Source organism: Halorhodospira sp. M38 (assembly GCF_022227985.1).
GTDB classification, from domain to species: domain Bacteria; phylum Pseudomonadota; class Gammaproteobacteria; order Nitrococcales; family Halorhodospiraceae; genus Halorhodospira; species Halorhodospira halophila_A.
In genome coordinates this window covers 281168-300266 of sequence record NZ_JAJNQP010000001.1, presented here as the reverse complement: position 1 = coordinate 300266, position 19099 = coordinate 281168, and the positions used below count along the sequence as shown (strand labels likewise).

At 68.0% G+C, this 19099-nt stretch carries 17 protein-coding genes; 11 read left to right on the top strand and 6 right to left on the bottom strand.

What is annotated here, in order from left to right; genetic code table 11:
* Positions 1–21: 21 nt before the first annotated feature.
* Positions 22–2211: a hypothetical protein gene (locus LRA98_RS01385; protein WP_238632886.1), complete on the bottom strand. Its 2190-nt coding sequence runs from the start codon at positions 2209–2211 to the stop codon at positions 22–24.
* A gap of 294 nt (positions 2212–2505) precedes the next feature.
* Here LRA98_RS01385 and LRA98_RS01380 point away from each other — a divergent pair, with 294 nt between their 5' ends.
* From LRA98_RS01380 to LRA98_RS01370, 3 genes are read left to right on the top strand one after another with little or no spacing between them, the layout of a single operon-like run.
* Positions 2506–3261, top strand: coding sequence for a c-type cytochrome domain-containing protein (locus tag LRA98_RS01380; protein WP_201167729.1), 756 nt, complete (start codon positions 2506–2508; stop codon positions 3259–3261).
* 11 nt (positions 3262–3272) lie between these two features.
* Entirely contained in the window at positions 3273–4475 is a 1203-nt protein-coding gene (locus LRA98_RS01375) for an iron-containing alcohol dehydrogenase (protein ID WP_238632884.1), read from the top strand.
* Positions 4476–4486: 11 nt separating this feature from the next.
* Positions 4487–4813: a hypothetical protein gene (locus LRA98_RS01370; RefSeq protein WP_201167725.1), complete on the top strand. Its 327-nt coding sequence runs from the start codon at positions 4487–4489 to the stop codon at positions 4811–4813.
* Positions 4814–4844: 31 nt separating this feature from the next.
* Here the strand turns inward: LRA98_RS01370 and LRA98_RS01365 are convergent, their stop codons facing one another.
* Both LRA98_RS01365 and LRA98_RS01360 read right to left on the bottom strand, forming a co-directional pair.
* The gene (locus LRA98_RS01365; RefSeq protein ID WP_238632882.1) at positions 4845–6776 is read right to left on the bottom strand and encodes an ATP-binding cassette domain-containing protein; all 1932 of its coding nucleotides are present in this window, start codon (positions 6774–6776) and stop codon (positions 4845–4847) included.
* Between the two features lie 8 nt (positions 6777–6784).
* A complete protein-coding gene (locus LRA98_RS01360; RefSeq protein ID WP_238632880.1) occupies positions 6785–7945 on the bottom strand; it encodes a PQQ-dependent sugar dehydrogenase in 1161 nt (386 codons plus the stop codon).
* Positions 7946–8010: 65 nt separating this feature from the next.
* Between LRA98_RS01360 and LRA98_RS01355 the strand changes: the two genes are divergently transcribed.
* The 4 genes from LRA98_RS01355 to LRA98_RS01340 all read left to right on the top strand — a co-directional run bounded on the left by LRA98_RS01355 (position 8011) and on the right by LRA98_RS01340 (position 12000).
* Complete coding sequence (locus LRA98_RS01355; RefSeq protein WP_201167713.1) at positions 8011–8928, top strand: MBL fold metallo-hydrolase; 918 nt, start codon at positions 8011–8013, stop codon at positions 8926–8928.
* 32 nt (positions 8929–8960) lie between these two features.
* Positions 8961–10556 carry an AMP-binding protein gene (locus LRA98_RS01350; protein WP_201167711.1) on the top strand — a complete coding sequence of 532 codons (1596 nt, stop codon included), beginning with the start codon at positions 8961–8963 and terminating at the stop codon, positions 10554–10556.
* Positions 10557–10558: 2 nt separating this feature from the next.
* Positions 10559–11374, top strand: a complete 816-nt coding sequence (thiD, locus tag LRA98_RS01345; RefSeq protein ID WP_201167708.1) for a bifunctional hydroxymethylpyrimidine kinase/phosphomethylpyrimidine kinase — start codon at positions 10559–10561, stop codon at positions 11372–11374.
* A gap of 95 nt (positions 11375–11469) precedes the next feature.
* Positions 11470–12000 (top strand): Rrf2 family transcriptional regulator, encoded by a 531-nt coding sequence (locus tag LRA98_RS01340; protein ID WP_201167705.1) that lies wholly within the window; start codon positions 11470–11472, stop codon positions 11998–12000.
* A 32-nt stretch (positions 12001–12032) separates the two neighbouring features.
* Here the strand turns inward: LRA98_RS01340 and ispG are convergent, their stop codons facing one another.
* On the bottom strand, positions 12033–13274 hold the full coding sequence (gene ispG / locus LRA98_RS01335) for a flavodoxin-dependent (E)-4-hydroxy-3-methylbut-2-enyl-diphosphate synthase (protein WP_201167702.1): 1242 nt from the start codon (positions 13272–13274) through the stop codon (positions 12033–12035).
* Between the two features lie 107 nt (positions 13275–13381).
* On the opposite strand from ispG, the gene LRA98_RS01330 reads away from it, so the two are divergent.
* The gene (locus tag LRA98_RS01330; protein WP_201243110.1) at positions 13382–14008 is read left to right on the top strand and encodes a glutathione S-transferase N-terminal domain-containing protein; all 627 of its coding nucleotides are present in this window, start codon (positions 13382–13384) and stop codon (positions 14006–14008) included.
* A 35-nt stretch (positions 14009–14043) separates the two neighbouring features.
* Here LRA98_RS01330 and LRA98_RS01325 read toward each other — a convergent pair whose 3' ends face one another.
* The gene (locus LRA98_RS01325) at positions 14044–14676 is read right to left on the bottom strand and encodes a TetR/AcrR family transcriptional regulator (RefSeq protein ID WP_238632878.1); all 633 of its coding nucleotides are present in this window, start codon (positions 14674–14676) and stop codon (positions 14044–14046) included.
* A gap of 98 nt (positions 14677–14774) precedes the next feature.
* Here LRA98_RS01325 and mazG point away from each other — a divergent pair, with 98 nt between their 5' ends.
* Together mazG and LRA98_RS01315 are read left to right on the top strand one after the other, a co-directional pair.
* On the top strand, positions 14775–15560 hold the full coding sequence (gene mazG / locus LRA98_RS01320) for a nucleoside triphosphate pyrophosphohydrolase (protein ID WP_238632877.1): 786 nt from the start codon (positions 14775–14777) through the stop codon (positions 15558–15560).
* 35 nt (positions 15561–15595) lie between these two features.
* Positions 15596–17416 (top strand): diguanylate cyclase domain-containing protein, encoded by a 1821-nt coding sequence (locus LRA98_RS01315; RefSeq protein ID WP_238632875.1) that lies wholly within the window; start codon positions 15596–15598, stop codon positions 17414–17416.
* On the opposite strand, the gene LRA98_RS01310 is transcribed toward LRA98_RS01315, so the two are convergent.
* Positions 17413–17784, bottom strand: coding sequence for an Mth938-like domain-containing protein (locus LRA98_RS01310; protein ID WP_238632873.1), 372 nt, complete (start codon positions 17782–17784; stop codon positions 17413–17415). The genes LRA98_RS01315 and LRA98_RS01310 overlap by 4 nt on opposite strands.
* A gap of 101 nt (positions 17785–17885) precedes the next feature.
* On the opposite strand from LRA98_RS01310, the gene alaC reads away from it, so the two are divergent.
* Positions 17886–19088, top strand: coding sequence for an alanine transaminase (gene alaC, locus LRA98_RS01305; protein WP_238632872.1), 1203 nt, complete (start codon positions 17886–17888; stop codon positions 19086–19088).
* The last annotated feature ends 11 nt before the right edge of the window (positions 19089–19099 follow it).

The window sequence follows — 19099 nt, the reverse complement described above, 5'->3', positions numbered from 1 at the left end:
CGGGTCAAGGGCCTGCGTCGTTCAGGCACCGTGCTCCGGGTCGGGGATCAGCCGCTTGATCAGAACCCCGGCCCGGTGGGCCGTACGCTTGTCATCACTGCGGCGCGCCTGCCGGAAGGCCCGGCGGAGCTGGTCGAGCTCCCGGCTGGTGGGGCGGCCGGCTTCCTCGTTCGCGTATCGTGCCTCTAGGTTGTGCACGGTGAACAGCGGGTCCTCCAGGCGGTGGCGCAGTGCCTCGCGGGCGAAGTGGCCGCGCAGCTCCTCCTGGCCCGCCGCACGCAGCGCCTCGCAGACCGCAGCGTAATCGTCCAGGTCGAGGGACCGGATGCGGACGGCTCGGCGCAGGGCCGGGGCGAAGGGCCCCAGGGCGCGGTCGAGGATGCCACTGGCCTCCGCGGCGACTTCGTGAATCCATTCGCAGAGATCCCGCAGCTGCTGCCGGTCGATCCGTTTCGGGGGGTTCAGGCCGCTTTGCACGAGCACTGTCGCGGCCGGCTGGCCGGCGAGCTCGGCCTCGGTGGCCAGCGCCAGGGCGTGGCCGAGGGTGCGGCCGTCGGTGAGGGTCCGAGCACGCCAACGGTGGGCTTTGGTGCCGCTGCCGTGGGTGGCGTCGACGACGGTACGCAGCCGTTCGAGCTGGGCCTGCGCCGCCGCCGAGTCCGCCCAGGTCTCCGCCTGGGCCAGGGCCGTGTGGGCAGCCTCCGGGTTCCCCTCGGCGCAGGCGGAGCGTGCGCGGGACAGCAGGGCGTCGTGGAGCACGGTCCGGGCCCGGCGATTGATCGGGTCGCGTTCGAGGATTCGCCGGGCGAAGTCCGCAGCCCCCTCGAAATCTTCACCGTGCAGCGCGAGTTCCAGTGCCTCCTGGAGCAGGGAGCGATCCTCGGGCCAGCGGGCCAGGGCCTGATCCACCGATCGGCGGGCTTGGGCGATGCGGCCGCAGTCGCGGTGGCGCTGGATGAGCAGCCGGTGGCCGGGGAGATGATCCGGATCCAGGGTGACGCTCTCGGCCAGGGCGTTTTCGGCTTCGGCCGCGAGGGGGGTGTGGAGCAGACCCAGCTCGCTGGCCAAGCGGCGCTGGATTGCGGCGATACGCAAGGCGTTCTGGTCTCCGGGGACCGGCTCGGCATCGGCGCGAAGCGCGGCGATTACTGCCTGCCAGGCTGCCAGGACAGCGGTGTAGTCATCGGCCTGGAAACACTCGGTGCACCAGGCCTGCAGGAGCGCCTGCTCGAACTCGTCGGCCTCTTCGGGCAGCACCAGTGCGCGGCCATGGACGGCCACCTCCTGGAAGGCGAGGCGGATTCGTTGCCGACGGGACCACTGCTCGCCGAGCTCACTTCGCCAGTCCGCCAGGACGGCGGGTAGATCGGCATCTGGCTGCGGTGCTTCGGGCCTGAAGAGCTCGCGCCAAAGCTCGTAACGCTGCGTCGCCCAGCCACGCAGCGCAGTGGCGAAGCGGCGTAGGGGTTCGTCGACCCGGGTCAGTGCCGGGAGCAGCTCGGGGTCGGGGAGTCGGGCTAGCCGTGCGGCCTCGGCCAACGGGGCGAAGGGTGAGGAGTCATCGACGCCCTCGAGCAGACGTTCGGCGGACAGCTGCTGCTCCGGCTCGATCATGAGCGCCTTGAGCACGGTCACGAAGTCGCGGTAGGGCGAGCGGTACGGGATCGTCCGCAGATGCTGGGCGGCGACCTCATCCTGACCCGTACAGTAAGCCGCCAGGGCTGCCAGTGCCGTATCGCCATCGGCGCGCACGGGGTCTTCGGGATCCAGCTCTGCCAGGCGCTCGGGGGCGGCGAGGTAGCAAGCCGCGAGGTGAGGGCGGGCCCGGCTCAGCGGCTCCGTTGCTCCGGCCTCGCACATGCGGATGTAGGCAGCCTGTGCGGCTTCGGCCTCGTCGAGTTCCAGCAGTAGGCGGATCTGCTCCGGTTCCGGCAGGGCGCCGGGGCAACGCCACTCGCGGTTCTCCCAAATGGCCAATGCCTCGCGGGGCATGCCCTTGGCAGCGAGTTCCAGGGCGCGCCCGCGGTAGGCTGCGGCGAGGCCCTCGGCCCAGGTGCTCTCTGGCTCGGTCTGCGCCAGGGTGCGGTAGTGCTTGATGGCCTCTCGGTAGCGCCCAGCTGCGAGCGCCTGGCGCGCGTACGGCTCCACCGTCATGTGCGCGGTGTGCAGCGGCGGCTGCTGTTGTTGCCGCGAGGACAGTTGCTCGGACACGTCGACCCCTTGCTTGCCGCTCCGGTGGCGGGCACCCGACGTCGCGGGCCCGTGGGGAGCATGATACGCGTGCAGGCAGCTGCGCTCATCCTTGCACGGCGTGGACGGCGCAGGGGCGGTGCCGCCAGGATGGTTTTGGGTGACGAAAAAGAGCATTGATGATGGTCAAAAAGAGTGCTGACTGATAAGTTGTTGCGCGATGCCTTCCGGTCCCGGTCCGCTACTGAGCGGGCAGGGCGGCTTCGGGCCGATGCACCGCAGGCTGGGCAGCGCACGATCAATACAAGGTGAGGCATGAGCGTCGATTTCTTCTATAACTTCCTGGCGGGCCTCGGGTATACCCATCCGGTGCACCCGATCGCGGTCCACGTCACCATCGGGTTGGTGGTGGCAGCGCTGGTCTTCGCGCTTGTAGCGCGGTCACCGCGGTACGAGAAGTACGCGATCACGGCGCGTCACTGCGTGACGCTGGGCTTCATCATGGTCTTCCCGACCATCCTGCTCGGCTTCATGGACTGGCTCTACTACTACGGGGGCAACTGGACGACCACCTTCAAGATCAAGGTCTCGTTCGGCATCGTGCTCGCCGTGCTGCTGGGAATCGCGGCTATTCTTCCGGCCAGGCTGACCTACCGCTCGCCGGCGGTGCTGGCCAGCTACCTGGCGTCGTTCCTGGTGGTGGTTGTACTCGGCTACTACGGCGGTGAGCTGGTCCACGGTTCGGCCAGTCCGGCCGCGGACGAGGAGGTGGATGAAGACCCGGATGCCCGGGTTTCCTACGCGCAGATCGACCGGATCATGCGGGATGCCTGTGTCTCCTGTCATGCTCCCGGGAACGCCATCTGGGACCTGGATCTGACCTCGTACGAAGCGCTCATGGACGGGAGCAAGAACGGCCCGATCGTGGTGCCCGGCGAGCCCGGCGAGAGTGAGCTGGTCAAGCGCATCGACGGCACGGCCGATGTGCAGATGCCGCTTGGCGGCAGCCTCTCCGAGCGCGACAAGGACCGGATCATCCGCTGGGTCGAGCAGGGCGCCGAGAAGGACTAGAGGAAGAGGGTATGGGCGAGGCGCCGCCGATCCTCCAGCCGATCCAGTTGCCGCGCATGGCCCACTGCCCCGGGGCCGTGGAGTGGCTGCGACCCTGGGCCGAAGAGCTCTGCCCCGGGCCCGGCACCCTGGTGCTGGTCACCGGGCGGGCTACGCTCGCGCATCTGCCGGCGGCCCGGCAGGCGGTCGGCGAACTGGAGGCCCGGGGATGGAGCCTGGCGACGGTGACCGTCAGCGGTGAGCCGAGCGCCGAGTGGGTGGATGAGCAGCGTCAGCACCTGCCTGCTGGGGGTGTCGACCTGGTTGTGGCGCTCGGCGGGGGCAGTGTCCTAGATGTCGGCAAAACCCTGGCGGCGATGGCCTGCGAGCAGGGCCCGACGCGGGCCTATCTAGAGGGGGTCGGGGATCGCGCACCTTCCGGGCGCCGCGTCCCATGGATCGCCGTGCCGACCACCATGGGCACCGGCAGTGAGGTGACCCACAACGCCGTACTCGGTCAACCCGGTCTGGAGCGGGGCTACAAGAAGTCGCTGCGCCACCCCGGGTACGTAGCCGACCGGGTGCTCCTCGACGCACGACTGACGGCCTCAGTGCCCCGGGCGGTGGTGGCCAGCGCGGGGATGGACGCCTTCTCGCAGTTGCTTGAGAGCTACCTGGCGCCCACGACCTCGCCGTTGCTGGATTGTTGGCTGATGTATGCGCTTGAGCAGGCAGGTGCGGCGCTTCCGGAACTGATCTGCCGCCATGGGGACGCGGATCTGGAGGCTCAGCGCCACGCCATGGCTCTGGCCGCCACTGTCTCGGGTGTGGCGTTGACCCATACGGGCCTGGGCATCGTGCACGGGCTCATCGGGCCGCTTGGAGCGGTGGCGCCGGTCCCGCACGGAGTGGCATGTGCCAACGTGCTGTCGCCGGCGATGCGTCAGACGCTCGCCGAGGCCCGCGCCGTAGGTGGCGCGACGCAGGAGCGGGTGGAGCAGCGGATGGCTGCGGTCTCGGTCCAGCTCGGCGGCGGTTCCCGGGCCGACGAGCTGATCGAAGCCCTCGACCACTGGCGTCACCAGGCCCGGTTGCACGCGGGCCTTTCCGGGCTGGCTGGCTACGGTATCGACCATCGCCACCTGGACGCCGTGGTCGAGAAGGGGTCGAACCGGCGCAACGCGGTTGCGTTGAGCCCCGAGCAGTGGCGGTCCATTCTGGAAGAGAGCCTGTAGGTACCTCAGAAATGCATGCTTACGAAGATCTCAATGGTGCAGATCGGCCCGCTTGTCCGGCGCATTGGATCCTGGCGCCAGCCGCGCTGGCTTTGGCGGCCCTCGGTACCGCCCTGAACCCTCCGCAGATCCACGAGCTCCGCATCGATGGTGGCACGGTGCTGCAGCCCGTGGCCCTGGAACACGTCATGGAGCGTCGGCCGCAGGGGCCACCACCCTGGGGTGACGTGGAGCAGGTCTCGCCGGAGGAGGTTGAGGAAATCACAGCGCCGGCCGGGGACACGCGTGGCGCCCCCGGAGCCGAGGGGGGCAGCGGGATGTACCAGCGGCCCGACTGACGCCCCAGGTGGTCCGTCGCTGGTCGGCCGATTACTGGGACTGGTTGCGCGCCTCGAGTTCCTGCCAGCGCTCGTAGGTGGCCTCCAGGCGCGACTCAAGCTCCCCCAGCTGCTCCTGCAGCGAGGCAAGATGCCCATCGTCGCTCTGGTAAAGTGCGGGATCGGCCAACCGCTCGTGCAGCTGTGCCTGCTCCTGTTCAAGGGCCTCGATACGCTCCGGCAGGCCGGCCAGCTCCTGCTCCTCGCGCCGGGTCAGTCGCTTCGGCGCACCTGAGCTGCGCCCTCCCGACGTTCGCCTGCCAGTGTCCGGGGCGTCGTTGTCCGGCGATGCCTTGGCGCCGCGCTCGGAGCGGCGTTGCGCGGCCGGTCCGGGGCGCTGTCGCTGCCAGTCGGTATAACCGCCGGCGTATTCGCGGAAGCGGCCATCGCCCTCATAGGCCAGGCTCTGCGTGACCACCGCGTCGAGGAAGGCGCGGTCGTGGCTGACCACCAGCACCGTCCCGGAGAAATCCAGCAGTCGGTCCTCGAGCAGTTCCAGGGTCTCGGCATCGAGATCGTTGGTTGGCTCGTCGAGCACCAAAAGGTTGGCCGGTTGGCTGAACAGCCGGGCCAGCAACAGGCGGTTGCGCTCCCCGCCTGAGAGTGCCCGCACCGGCTGACGGGCGCGCTGCGGCGGGAACAGGAAGTCCTGCAGGTAGCTGAGCACGTGGCGGGACTGGCCGTTGATCTCGATGTGCTCGCGCCCCCCGCCGACGTTGTCCTGAACACTGGCGTCCTCGTCGAGCACGGCGCGCTGTTGGTCGAAGTAGGCGATCTCCAGCCGGGTGCCGCGGCGGATGGTCCCGTGGGTTGGTTCCAGTGCCCCGAGCAGCAGCCGAATGAGGGTGGTCTTGCCGCAGCCGTTGGGTCCGATGAGGCCCACCTTGTCGCCGCGCAGGACGGTGGTGTTCAGATCCCGGATGATGGTGGCGTCGTTGTAGGCAAAGTCTACTGCTTCGGCGTCGGCGACAATCTTGCCCGAGCGCTCCGCTTCTTGAACGCTGAAGCGCGCCTTGCCCTGATGCTCACGGCGCTCGGCCCGTTCGGCGCGCATGCGCTGGAGTTCCCGGACTCGTCCCTGGTTGCGGGTGCGCCGGGCCTTGATGCCCTGTCGGATCCAGGCTTCCTCCTGGGCCAGGCGCTTGTCGAATTCGGCGCGCTGCTGCTCCTCGGCGTGGAGGCGCTCTTCGCGGCGGCGCAGGTAGTTCTGGTAGTCGCCCGGGTAGCTGATCAGTGCTCCGCGGTCGATCTCCACGATGCGCGTGGCCAGGCTCTGCAGGAAGGCACGGTCGTGGGTGATGAACAGCAGCGCCCCTGGCCAGTCGCGGAGGAACCCCTCAAGCCAGGTGATGGCCTCGATGTCCAGGTGGTTGGTCGGCTCGTCGAGCAGGAGCAGGTCCGGGGCCGTGACCAGTGCGCGGCCGAGCAGCACGCGACGCTGCACGCCGCCGGAGAGGTTCGCCATGGCTGCCTCGGGGTCGAGGTCCAGGCGGGAGATCACGGCCTCGACTCGCTGCTTCAGGTCCCATCCGCCCTGGGCGTCCAGCGCGTCCTGGCAGGCCTGCATCTCGTCGAGGCGATCGGTGTCGCCGGCGGCAACGGCCTCGGCGACCCGGTGGTAACGCTCGACGGTCTCTCCCAGCTTGCCGAGGCCTGCGGCCACGTGTTGATAGACGGTGCCGCTGGTGTCCTCGGGCAACTCTTGGGCCAGTTGCGCGACCCGGACGCCCGGGTCGCAGAGGACCTGGCCGTCATCGGGTTCGACGGCGCCGGTGAGAATGCGCATTAGGGTAGATTTCCCGGCGCCGTTGCGTCCGACCAGGCAGACGCGTTCGCCTGATTCGACGGTCAGGTTGATGTCTTCCAGCAAGGGGGGGTGGTGCCCCAGGGCGAGTTGGACGTTGCGTAGCTCGAGTAGCGGCACAGGCTCCCTCAGTCGGCAGGCTCCAGGCGGTAAATCCCGCCATCGGATTCGTCGGTCAGCAGGTAGATATGGCCCCCGGGCCCTTCCTCAACAGCGCGAACCCGGCCCACGGTATCGCGCAGGATCTCTTCCTCGTGGACGACCGTTTCGTCCTCGATGACCACGCGGCGTATCGCCGGACGCACCAAGGCGCCGGCCAGGAAATCTCCCTCCCAGCGCGGGAACGCCTGGCCGCTGTAGTGATCCAGCCCTGAAGGGGCGATCGCCGGTGTCCAGTCACGGATGGGGGATTCCATGCCCTCGGCGTGGCGCCCGATGCCGATCTGCTCCTGGGTGGCGTAGTCGCGGCCGTGGGAGATGATCGGCCAGCCGTAGTTGTACCCCGCCTGGACCCGGTTGAGTTCGTCGCCGCCTCGCGGGCCGTGCTCAGTCTGCCAGATCGCGCCGGTCTCGGGGTGGATGAACTGGCCCTGGGCGTTGCGATGGCCGTAGGAGTAGATTTCGTCGCGCACCTGGTCGTCGGCCACGAACGGATTGTCCCCGGGGACCGAGCCGTCGTCGTTGAGGCGCAGGGTGGTACCAACGTGGTCGCCGGTGTCCTGCGCCCGGTGGGTATCCGGGTCGTGCTCGTCGTCGCCGCGATCGCCGACGGTCATCAGCAGGGTGCCGTCCGGCTTGAAGTCGATCCGCGACCCGTAGTGGCGGCCCGGGGTGGCGGCGGCATCGGCCACGAAGATCTCCTCGAGGTCGGTCAGCCGCGGCGCGCCGTCATCGAGGCGCGCCCTGGCCAGGGCCACGGTGGTTTCGTTGGCATCCCCCCGCGCGTACGTGAAGTACACCCAGCGGTTGTCGGTGAAGTCCGGATGCAGGGTGATATCCAGCATCCCGCCCTGGTTGCGCGCGTGGATGCGGTCGGGCCCGCCGGACAAGCGCTCCACCCGGCCGTCTTCGACCCGATTGATGCGACCCGGCCGTTCGGTGACCAGCATGCCACCTTCGGGCAGGAAAGCCAGTCCCCAGGGGTGTTCCAAATCGGTGGCGACTTGCACGATGCGCACACCGTGATACTCCGTATCGTGATGAGCCTCGATGACCTCTTCGGCCAGGGCGGCCCCGCCGATCAGCGAGAACCCGGCCAGGGTGGCGATACGCGGCGTGACTCGGACCATGGCGCCTGCTCCATGCTAGCGTAGACCTTATACGGCCCTTACCATTCAAGCAGAGGAGGTCCGTCGTGGACAGCATACGCTCGCGAACCGGCGTTCCGGTGGAGGTGATCGATCTCCACTTCCAGGGCAAGGCCGGGCGCATTGCCAGTTTCCTGATCCGTCATCAAGGCGGGGCGATGCTGATCGAGAGCGGCCCCGGCAGCACGATCGGCGGCTTGGAGTTCGAGCTTCGGCGGCGGGGCCTGGCGCCGACGGATATCACCCACCTGCTGCTCACCCATATTCACCTCGACCACGCCGGTGCCGCCGGTTGGCTGGCCCGTCAGGGCGCCCATGTGTACGTGCACCCGCGGGGTGCCCCCCATCTGATCGACCCCGGCCGTCTGCTCGATAGCGCCTCGCGGATCTATGGAGACGACATGGATCGGCTCTGGGGGGAGTGCCTGCCGGTGCCCGAGGAGCAGATCACCACACTCGATGACGGTGACGAGGTCGCCGTGGGCGGAGTCGGCGTGGTCGCCCTGGACACGCCGGGGCATGCCGAGCACCACCTGGCCTTCCAGCTCGACGATGTCTGCTTCACCGGTGACGTGGGCGGCGTGCGCATGCCCCACTCAGGGGTGGTCATCCCGCCCGCGCCGCCACCGGAGTTCGACCCGCAGCGGTGGCGGCAGAGCTTGGCGCACATCGCTGCGCAACAACCGGAGTACCTGGCGCTGACCCATTTTGGCCTGTTCCTGGATCCGCCGGAGCATCTGGCGGCCCTGCGCCGTGGCCTGCGCGACCTTACGCGCTGGGCGGACGAAACGGTGGCCGAGGCGAACGATGTCGCCGATCTGCAGGCCCGTTACACCGCCTGGCTAGAGGCGTGGGCGCTGGAGCAGGGGCTGGATCCGGCGGACTGGGCCGGGCATCAGGCGATCAATCCGGCCTGGATGTCCGCACTGGGGCTGCGGCGCTACTGGAAGCAGAAGCAGGGCTGACGTCCTGCATCCCGATACGACGAGGAGGCTGCATGGCAGCGGGGTCTAGCTACGATGATCTGCCCATGGAGTGGGTGGGCAATTGGGCCGGGCGGCGCGCTGCGCTGACCCCGGAGCGGATGGCGCTCTACGAGCCGGACAGCGAGCGTTGCATCACCTATCGCCAGGCCGATCAGCGGGCCGAGCGTGCTGCGGCCCTGTTGACCGAGACCCTGGGGATCGGCCCCCGCGAACCGGTCTGCCTTCTGTCGCGCAATCGGCTCGAGGCGGTCGATCTCTATCTTGCCTGTGGCAAGACCGGTGTGATCCTGGCGCCGCTGTCTTACCGCCTGGCGCAACCTGAGCTCAACGACCTGGTCCGGCGGGTTGCGCCGCGCGCCCTGTTCTACGATGAGGCCTTCGCCGAGCTGGCCGCGGACCTGGATTTGCCCGCCGGCGCCCAGCGTGTCGAGCTGGCCGATGGGCGCGGCCGGTGGTTCGAGGCCGTGGATGCGGGCGAGGATCCGCGCACCGGTCAGAACCGTCCGCTGGCCCTCTCGGACCCGTGTCTCTACGTGCACACCGGTGGAACCACGGCCACGCCCAAGATCTGCGTGGTTTCCCATCGGCAGATGGTTTGGAACGCCGTGGACATTCTGGTCAGCAGTGGCGGATCGCTCGGGCCTCAGCAGGAGCTGCTGACCTTTCCGCTGTTCCATATCGGTGGCTGGAACACCCTAACTCCGGTGTTCTACGCCGGCGGCTACACCGTCATGCCGCGCAGCTTCGACGCCGGGCAGGCCCTGGAGCTGATCGAGGTGGAGGGGATCACCCATTTCGGTGCAGTTGAGGCCATGCTGCAGTTAATGGCCGAGCATCCGCGCTTCGCCGGGGTGGATATGAGCACGCTGGAGCAGATCACGACTGCCGGTGCGCCCTGTTCCTCCTGGACCATGCAGCCGTTCTGGCAGCGGGGGATCCGTGTCAGTCAGTCCTACGGGATGACCGAGGCGGGTCCGTCGAACTTCCTCTATGTCGGTGATGATCAGGGCATCGATGAACTGCGCGAGCACCACGACTCGGTGGGCACCTCGATGTTTCACACGGACTACCGCATCGTCGATCCCGAACGGCTAGAGCCGGTGCGCCGGGGTGAGGTCGGCGTGCTGCTGATGCGCAGCCCCCACAACTTTGACGGGTACCTCGACGAGCCCGAGCGCAGTGCCGGGGCGCTGCTCGCGGACGGCTGGGTCTACAGCGGTGACCTGGCTCACGAGGATGCTGAGGGCTATGTGCGCCTGGTCGGCCGCGCGGACAACATGTTTATCAGCGGCGGCGAGAACATCGCCCCGGAGGAGGTGGAGCAGGTCCTGCTGCGCCACGCCGGTGTTCGCAAGGCGGCGGTGGTGGGCGTGCCCGACCCGCGCTGGGGTGCGGTGCCGGCGGTTGCGGTGGTCGCACGCGAGGGTGCCGATGTCGATGCGGCGCAGATCCTACAGTTTGCCGAGCGGGAGCTGGCACGGTACAAGGTGCCGCGGTTGATTCGCTTTTACGAGGATCTGCCGCTGACCGGCGCCGGCAAGGTGGACCGCAACCGCGTCCGCGAGCAGCTTGCCGGGGAGGCAGGGGCGTCATCGGGAGAGGAGTAGGCATGACGGATCGATTCGGTAACGCGCGGGTGCTGGTGGTGGCGGGTTCCGACTCCGGGGGCGGGGCCGGCATTCAGGCGGACCTGAAGGCGGTGATGGCGCTCGGCGGCTACTGCAGCACGGCGATTACCGCGCTGACGGCGCAGAACACCCGGGGTGTCCAGGATGTGCACACGATCCCGCCCGGTTTTGTGGCCGCTCAGATGCGCTCGGTCCTCGCCGACATCGGTGCCGACTGCGTGAAAACGGGCATGCTCCACGACACTGCGGTCATCGATGCGGTGGCCGCCGAACTCGACGCCCTGGCGCCCGGCGTGCCGCTGGTGGTGGACCCGGTGATGGTCGCCCAGAGTGGCGATCGACTCCTGGCCGAAGCGGCCGCCGAGCGGCTCGGCGATGTGCTGCTGCCACGGGCAACCCTCCTCACCCCCAATCTGCCCGAGGCGGAGGTACTACTCGGCCGATCCGTGCCGGGCACCGAGGCCGGCCTGCGGGAGGCGGCCCGAGCCCTGCGCGGTTTCGGCCCCGGAGCGGTCCTGGTCAAGGGCGGGCATGCGGCCGGTGAAGAGGTTATCGATTGCCTGGCTACGCCGGACGGCGAGATGTGCTTTCGTAGCCGACGGATCGACACGACCTCCAACCATGGCACCGGGTGCACCCTGGCGAGCGCCATCGCTGCCGGGGTCGCCCGGGAGCTGCCTATGGCCGATGCCGTCGCCCGCGCCCGGGACTACCTCCAGGAAGCCCTGCGCACGGCCCGCGGCCTTGGATCCGGGGCGGGGCCGGTGAACCACGCCTTCAATGTGCCCCCTTATTGATTGAGGGGGCGGCGTGATGCGGCAAATTGGCACAGAACGAAAAATGGACTAGACTGGTCCACAATAGAATCGCTCAAAACCGTGAGGGCTGTGCCATGTACGCGAACGCCGATCCGAACACCCTGGTGCAGGTTACCGCCCGTGGTCGCTACGCCGTTGGCGCAGTGCTGCACATCGCGCTCCACGACGAGATCGGCCCGGTCCCGCTGGCCGAGATCTCGGTCTGTCAGAATATCTCCACCTCCTACGTGGATCAGATCTTCGCCGATCTGCGGCCACACGGGATCATCGAGGGCATCCCCGGGCCGGGGGGCGGGTACCGGCTGGCCCGTCCGGCGACTGAGGTGACGGTGGCGGAGATCATCGCGGCGGTGGAGCGGCGCGAGGCCGGAACCCACTACCGCAGCGCGCTTGAGGGTGCGGTCTGGAGCCGGCTGATGGCGGATATTGCCCACTTCATGGAGCGGCTCACCGTGGCCGATCTGGTGGAGCGTCCGGCGGCGCGGGAGTGGCTTGCGCGGCAGTATCGAACCGGTCCGTGGCGGTGCGAGGTGTGCGGCGTGCTCACCGAGCGGGGCCCGAAGCATGCCGGTCATCGGGCGGGACGTTCCCGACGGGCGCGGTAGGACCGCCTCCGCCGGGGGGGGCCCCGGGGCGGTCAGCCGAAACGCTGCTCGACGTAGGATTCGACGATCTGCTCGAACTCTTCGGCGATGCGCTCCCCCTTGAGGGTCACGGAGCGCTCGCCGTCGATGAAGACTGGGGCCGAGGGCTGCTCGCCGGCGCCCGGCAGGCTGATGCCGATATCGGCGTGGCGGCTCTCGCCGGGGCCATTGACCACGCAACCCATCACCGCGATGCGCAGCCCCTCGACACCGGGGTAGCGTTCGCGCCACTCCGGCATGCGGGCATCGATATGGCTGCGGATGTGCTCGGCGAGACGCTGGAAGAAGTCGCTGGATGTGCGGCCGCAGCCGGGGCAGGCCGTGACCCGCGGCGTGAAATCGCGCAGCCCCATGCTCTGCAACACCTGCTGCGCTACTTCGACCTCGCGGGTTCGGGCGCCTCCGGGATCCGGCGTGAGCGAGACGCGGATGGTGTCGCCGATCCCCTCTTGGAGCAGGATGGCCAGGGCCGCCGAGGAGGCGACTACGCCGGGCACCCCCATGCCGGCCTCGGTCAGGCCCAGGTGGAGGGGGTAATCGCAGCGCCGGGCGAGGTCGCGGTAGACCGCCACCAGATCCTGGACGCCGCTCATCTTGCAGGAGAGCACGATGCGATCACCGGGCAGGCCCAGCTCCTCGGCGCGTTGCGCGCTCTCCACCGCCGAGGTGACCACCGCATCGCGCATGACGGTCTCCGGCGGCAGCGGCTCCGTTCGCGCCGCATTGGCGTCCATCAGCCGGGTGAGGACGCTGTCGTCGAGGCTTCCCCAGTTGACGCCGATCCGCACAGGCAGGTCGTAGGTGCAGGCGATCTCGATCATCTCGGCGAACTGCGGGTCGCGTCGGCTCCCTTTGCCGACGTTGCCGGGGTTGATGCGCATCTTGGCAAGGGCCTCAGCGCACTCCGGGTGGCGGCGCAACAGCTTGTGCCCGTTGAAGTGGAAGTCGCCGACAAGCGGTACCTCGGCCCCCATACGGGCGAGGCGCTCGCGGATGCGCGGCACGGCCGCGGCGGCCTCCTCGTTGTTGATGGTGACCCGCACGAGCTCCGATCCGGCCCGGGCCAGATCGGCGGCCTGGACCGCGGTGCTCACCTCGTCAGCGGTGTCGGTGTCGGTCATCGACTGGACCACGATCGGTCCATCGCCACCGATGCTCAGGTCACCGATGCGGACGGTTCGACTGCGGCGCCGGGGCGCCGGCTCGGCTTCCAGGGGACGGGTTTCTGCATCCATGGCCGGTATTGTAGCCCAATCCGTCGTCGACCCGGAAAACATTCGTCTTTTACGATGCCGAAAGGCCGCGGTGTCCCCGCCGTGGCGACACGAACCTGGGAGGCACCATGATCGAACTCTACAGCTGGCCAACCCCCAACGGACAGAAAGTGCACATCGCCCTCGAGGAGATGGGGCTCGCGTACCGGGTCCACGGTGTGGATATCGGCAAGGGCGAGCAGTTTGCCGAGCAGTTCCAGCGCATCAGCCCGAACGGCCGCATACCGGCGATCGTCGATAGCGAGGGGCCCGGCGGGCAGCCGTTCTCCGTGTTCGAGTCCGGGGCGATCCTCATCTATCTGGCGGAGAAGAGCGGGCAGTTTCTGCCGACGGATCCGGCCGCGCGGATGCGCGTGATCGAGTGGCTGATGTTCCAGATGGGTGGCGTCGGACCGATGTTCGGTCAGGCGGGCCACTTCCGCAACCAGGCGCCGGAGCGGGTGGATTACGGCATCGAGCGCTACACCCAGGAAACGGAGCGCTTGCTCGGGGTTCTGGACCGTCGGTTGGGCGAGGTGCCCTACCTGGGTGGGGCGGCCTACAGCATCGCCGACATGGCGACCTATCCGTGGGTTCAGGTGGCCGAGCGCCTGGGGCAGCGCATGGGCGACTTCCCCAACGTGCTGCGCTGGTCGGATGAGATCGGCGAGCGCCCTGCGGTGGAGCGGGGGATGGCGGTGCTTAGGCAGCAGTAGGCTGGGGCCCCGGGGCGCGGCCCGGGTGGGCCGCGCTAAGGTTGTTTACCCGGGCCCGGGGTGATCCCGTGCTGGATGATCTCCGTGGCCGCTGCCAGGACATCGCTCTCGGGGGTGCCGTCCTCGCTCCAGATCAGGTGGCGTTTGCCCATGAAGAATGCGATCCCGATCAGCGCCAGTGCCTGGGTGTAGGGATCCCCGCGGCGGACTTCGCCGCGGGACTGTGCTGCCTCGAGGCGCTCGGCGTAGCCTCCTGCCAGGGTCTGGAAGTACCACCGATGCGCCTCCGGATCGACGAACTGCGACTCCATCACGATCCGGTAAAGGTTTTCGTGCTCGCGGCAAAAGCGTAGGAACGCCTCCAGGCCGATGCGCTCAGCTTCGGCACGGTTTGCCGCGCCCTCGATGGCTTCGCTGAGATAGCGGCGCATGGTGCGGTTCATGTGCTCGACCAGCGCGCGGAAGATCTCCTCCTTGGAGCGGTAGTAGAGGTAGAACGTCCCCTGGGCCACCCCGGCGCGCTGGGTGATGCTGCTGATCGATGCGTTGTGAAAGCCCTTCTCGCCGAACTCCACCTCGGCGGCGGCGAGCAGGTTGCGGCGCGTGCGCTCGCCGCGCTCCGTGGCCGGCCCCACCCCCTGGGTCAAACCGGGTCTGGTCTTCTCCATGGCCATCCCGCAATTGGCTGGTTAACCTGCTCAAATTAAGTTGGCCGGTTTAACCCTGTCAAATCTGCCGGGAAACGTGGAAGTGAGGAGGTGCCCCCGTGCAAGCCGTCGACCGCCTGCTGCAGATCATGGAGCGCCTGCGGGACCCCGAGCGCGGGTGTCCCTGGGACGTGGAGCAGGATTTCCACTCTATCGCGCCGCATACCGTCGAGGAAGCTTACGAGGTCTTCGATGCGATCGAGCGCGGCGACATGGATGCGCTGCGGGATGAACTCGGTGACCTGCTGCTGCAGGTCGTCTTCCACGCGCGCATGGGCGAGGAAGGCGGGCACTTCGACCTGGAGTCGGTGGCCGAGACGCTCGAGGCGAAGCTCATCCGCCGGCATCCGCATGTCTTTGGGTCTGCGCGGGTGGCTGAACCGGAATCCGTGACCCATCATTGGGAGGCGATCAAGGAGCAGGAACGTGAGCATCGGGGCGAAGGCGACAGCGCCCTCGATGGGGTGGCGACGGCACTGCCGGCCTTGGCTCGGGCCACCAAGCTCCAGCGCCGGGCGGCGCGGGTAGGGTTCGACTGGCCGGACTACCGGGGCGCGGCTGCGAAGATCCGTGAAGAGCTGGCCGAAGCGGAGGCCGAGGTGGACGGGAGCCCCGAGCGTCGCGAGGCCGAGGTCGGCGATCTGCTTTTTGCCGTAGTCAATTTGGCGCGCCATCTCGACGTCGATCCGGAAACGGCCCTGCGTCGTGCCGGTCAGCGTTTCGAGGCGCGCTTTCGTGGCGTGGAGGCGGAGTTCGCCGCGCGTGGTGAAACCCTCGGGGCGCAGTCGATCGATGCCCTGGAGGCGGCTTGGCAGAGGACGAAGGGGAGGGAAGGGGGAACGTGACCGGGTCGGCGGCAGATCCAGGGAGGGAGCGGCGTATGCCGCCGGCAGTGCAGGGGCTTAGCCGGGTCGTCCCGCTCCTGCTCGCCCTCGGGGTCTTCGTCGCCGTTTTGATCCTTGCCGGCGGGCTCGCGCACTGGCTGGAGGAGTATCGCCTGGAGCAGGCGCGCTCGCAGGTGACCGAGGAAGCTTCGGCGCTGCGGGGACGGATTGAGGGGGAGCTGAACGCCTCCGTGTCGCTGGTCACGGGTCTGGGCGTCCTAGTAGGGGCGGATCCCGAGATCGACGGGCGGCGATTCGCCGCGATCGCGCAGCGGATGATGCGCCCCGAGTTTCACATCCGCAATATCACGCTGGCCCCGGACAATGTGATCCGCTACGTCTACCCGCTGGCCAGCAACGTCCGGGCCCTGGGTCTGGATATCAGCGAGCATCCGGCCCAGAGTCCCAGTCTCCAGCGCGTCATGGCCACCAGCGCCCCGGTGGTTGCTGGTCCGACGGAGCTGGTCCAGGGGGGCGAGGCGCTGATCGTGCGCGTTCCAGTCCATGAGGATGATGGGCGCTACTGGGGCGTGGCCAGTGTCCCGCTGGATCTCGACAGCTTCTACCGTGCTGCCGGGTTGCGGGAGATCGAGCAATCCGGTTTGCAGATTGCCCTGCGCGGGCGGGACGGGCTCGGACGGAAGGGCGGCGTCTTTTTCGGCGAACCGTTTGTCTTCGAGCGGAATCCGGTGCGCATGGATATCACGTTCGGGGCATCCAGCTGGCAGCTGGCGGCCATTCCCGAGGGCGGATGGCAGGCGAAGGCCTCGTTGCCGGCCTGGTGGTGGTGGGTCTGGGCCGGCGGCGGCGTGATGCTGGCCCTGCTAGGCGGTGTGGTGGCTCGCCAGGCCCTGTGGCTGCGCTTTCTCAAGAATCGGCTTGAGGCCATCATGGCTACCATCCCCGATCTGGGGTTCGTGATTGATGATCGTGGGCAGTTCCGGGAGGTTTTCGGCGGGCAGGAGCGGCGCCTTTACCGGGACCTGCGCAACCTGGTCGGGCGGCGGCTGCATCAGGTACTGCGCTTCGAGCTAGCCGAGAGCTTTCTTGAGAGCATCCAGCAGGCACTGGCCGAGCGGCGGCTGGTGACGCTGGACTACGAACTCGATATGGATGAGGTCGAGGGCGGCGGCGAGCACGGACCGCGCGGGCGCCAGTGGTTCGAGGCGCGGATCTACCCGCTGCCGCCGGGGCTGGAGGCGCGCCCCTCGGTGCTGTGGCTCGCCTACAACGTCACCGAGAGGATGCAGGCGTTGGCTGAGGCCGAGCGGAGCCAAGAGCAGATGCGACATATGGCCCTGCACGACCACCTCACCGGTCTGGCCAACCGGGCGCTGCTGCTCGATCGCCTGGAGAAGGCGCTGGAGTGGGCGCGGCGCAACCGCGAGTCGGTGGCGCTGCTGTTCATCGATCTGAACCACTTTAAGCCGATCAATGACGAGCACGGCCACGAGGTCGGAGACCGGGTCCTCCAAGAGTTGGCCACGCGCCTGACCGGTGCTGTGCGGGAGGTGGACACGGTGGCCCGCCACGGTGGCGACGAGTTCGTCATCCTGCTCGAGGGCGTGGACAGCCGGCGCGCCGCCGAGCGGGTGGCCGACAACATCGTCGCCAGCCTCGACGAGCCGGTGACCGTCAACGGCTTGGCTTTCCCGGTCTCGCTGAGCATTGGCATTGCCCTGTATCCCGAGCACGGAAGCTCGGCGGACGAGCTCCAGCGCGTCGCCGATGACGCCATGTACGCCGCTAAGGCCGATCGCTCGTGCAGTACCTACGCCTTCGGGGCGCCCCTGGCCGGACCGTATACAGCGGACTAGCGCAGCAGGAGCATCGCGGCGACCGAGCGGTCCTCGCCGAGGAGGAGATTGAATGTCCTGCAGGCGGCGCGGGTATCCATGGCTTCAAAACCGATCCCGGAGCCGATCAGCGCCCGCATCAGCTCGCGATCGGGGAAGGACTGCTCACTTCCGGTGCCGAGCAGGATCAGCTCCGGTTCCAGGTCGATGGCCGGCTGCAGGTCGGCGAGGGTGAGTTCCTCCAGGCGCTCGGCGCGGATATCCGTGCTCAGCAAGGTCGGTGTCACCAGGACGCTGGTCTGGTACTCGGTCTGATTGATGCGGATCCAGCCCGGTTCGAAGGCGCGGATCCGGTAACCGGCATTGCCGTGATCTTGGGCGAGTTTCATGGGCTCAAGCCTCGATCTCGTTTGACAGTCCTGCCCCGGGTGAGTACGTTCACAGGCTTCATTGCCCCCGGTCCCTACACTGCATTCCTTGAGGTTCGCCCGTGGACTCCGATCTGCCGAAAGCCGACTTCCCTCGGATCAAGCGGCTGCCTCCGTACGTCTTCAACATCGTCAACGAACTCAAGGCGGCCGCACGCCAGCGGGGCGAGGATATCGTGGATTTCGGGATGGGCAATCCCGACCAGCCGACGCCCCAGCATATCGTGGACAAGCTCTGCGAGGCTGCCCAGCGACCCGACACGCACCGGTATTCGATGTCGCGGGGAATCCCGCGACTGCGTCGGGCGGTGGCTAACTGGTACGCCCAGAACTTCGATGTGCACCTCGACCCGGAGAGCGAGGCCATTGTCACCATCGGCTCCAAAGAAGGCCTGGCCCACCTGGCCCTGGCCACTCTGGGGCCGGGGGACGCCGTGCTGGTGCCCAACCCCGCCTACCCGATCCACCCCTACGGCGTCGTGATCGCCGGAGCGGATATCCGCCACGTGCCCATGATCCCGGGCGGGGACTTCTTCGTGGAGCTCGAGAAGGCGATCCGGGATACCTACCCCAAGCCCAAGATGCTCATCCTCAACTTCCCGTCGAACCCGACGGCGCAGTGTGTCGAGCTGGACTTCTTCGAGAAAGTGGTCGAGATCGCCCGCAAGGAGGGCATCTGGGTCGTGCAGGATCTGGCCTACGCCGAGATCGTCTTCGACGGCTACAAGGCCCCGTCGATCCTGCAGGTGCCGGGTGCCAAGGACGTGGCGGTGGAGTGTTACTCCCTGTCCAAGACGTACAATATGCCCGGCTGGCGGATCGGGTTCGTCTGCGGGAATCCGGACTTGATCGCCGCCCTGGCACGGATGAAGTCGTACCTGGATTACGGTATGTTCACGCCCATCCAGGTCGCCGGCATCCTGGCGCTGGAGGGGCCGCAAGACTGCGTCGAGGAGATCCGCGAGATGTACCGGGCCCGGCGCGATGTCCTCTGTGATGGGCTGGAGGCGGCCGGATGGCCCGTGGAAAGGCCGAAGGCGACCATGTTTGTCTGGGCCCGTATCCCCGAGGCGTATCGGGAGATGGGCTCGCTGGAGTTCTCGAAGAAGCTGCTGGCCGATGCCAAGGTGGCGGTCTCCCCAGGGATCGGCTTCGGCAGTTACGGCGATGAGTATGTCCGTTTCTCGTTGATCGAGAACGAACACCGCACGCGTCAGGCGATCCGCGGCATCAAACAGATGCTGCGGCGTGATGATGCTTGCTGAGCCCGCGCCCT

What these genes read in the sequence shown, in the direction of transcription:
- LRA98_RS01330 (WP_201243110.1), top strand. Translation starts at nt 13,382, where the DNA reads ATGATCGAACTCTACAGCTGGCCAACCCCCAACGGACAGAAAGTGCAC.
- LRA98_RS01380 (WP_201167729.1), top strand. Translation starts at nt 2,506, where the DNA reads ATGAGCGTCGATTTCTTCTATAACTTCCTGGCGGGCCTCGGGTATACC.
- LRA98_RS01315 (WP_238632875.1), top strand. Translation starts at nt 15,596, where the DNA reads ATGCCGCCGGCAGTGCAGGGGCTTAGCCGGGTCGTCCCGCTCCTGCTC.
- LRA98_RS01375 (WP_238632884.1), top strand. Translation starts at nt 3,273, where the DNA reads ATGGGCGAGGCGCCGCCGATCCTCCAGCCGATCCAGTTGCCGCGCATG.
- LRA98_RS01350 (WP_201167711.1), top strand. Translation starts at nt 8,961, where the DNA reads ATGGCAGCGGGGTCTAGCTACGATGATCTGCCCATGGAGTGGGTGGGC.
- LRA98_RS01310 (WP_238632873.1), bottom strand. Translation starts at nt 17,784, where the DNA reads ATGAAACTCGCCCAAGATCACGGCAATGCCGGTTACCGGATCCGCGCC.
- LRA98_RS01370 (WP_201167725.1), top strand. Translation starts at nt 4,487, where the DNA reads ATGCATGCTTACGAAGATCTCAATGGTGCAGATCGGCCCGCTTGTCCG.
- ispG (WP_201167702.1), bottom strand. Translation starts at nt 13,274, where the DNA reads ATGGATGCAGAAACCCGTCCCCTGGAAGCCGAGCCGGCGCCCCGGCGC.
- LRA98_RS01325 (WP_238632878.1), bottom strand. Translation starts at nt 14,676, where the DNA reads ATGGAGAAGACCAGACCCGGTTTGACCCAGGGGGTGGGGCCGGCCACG.
- LRA98_RS01360 (WP_238632880.1), bottom strand. Translation starts at nt 7,945, where the DNA reads ATGGTCCGAGTCACGCCGCGTATCGCCACCCTGGCCGGGTTCTCGCTG.
- thiD (WP_201167708.1), top strand. Translation starts at nt 10,559, where the DNA reads ATGACGGATCGATTCGGTAACGCGCGGGTGCTGGTGGTGGCGGGTTCC.
- LRA98_RS01340 (WP_201167705.1), top strand. Translation starts at nt 11,470, where the DNA reads ATGTACGCGAACGCCGATCCGAACACCCTGGTGCAGGTTACCGCCCGT.